Annotated in this window: 1 protein-coding gene; it reads right to left on the bottom strand. The window is 62.8% G+C overall.

The annotated features are described in order from the left end of the window. A partial coding sequence (locus ACW9IR_RS30080; RefSeq protein WP_457466244.1) for a type II secretion system F family protein occupies positions 1-231 on the bottom strand: 231 nt, incomplete at both ends.

Genomic DNA, 231 nt, shown 5'->3' with positions numbered 1-231 from the left:
CGATGCCGATCGACACCAGCCCAACCACGCCCGGATAGATAAACGCGGTGAGAATCTTGCCGCGCAGGTTGTTGCGTTCCTCGATGTAATCGGCGAGCCGTTCCATGACCTGCGCCAGATCGCCGGACTCCTCCCCGGCCGCAATCAACGCGCGATAGATCTCGGGAAAATCCCTTGGCCGTGCGGCCAAGGACTCCGCCAGACGCATGCCGCTGCGCACATCCGCACGTA

This window comes from Pseudomonas sp. SDT291_1_S447 (assembly GCF_054070155.1).
Note: the sequence above shows the minus strand (reverse complement) of the source record. Positions and strands in the feature narration are given on the sequence as shown.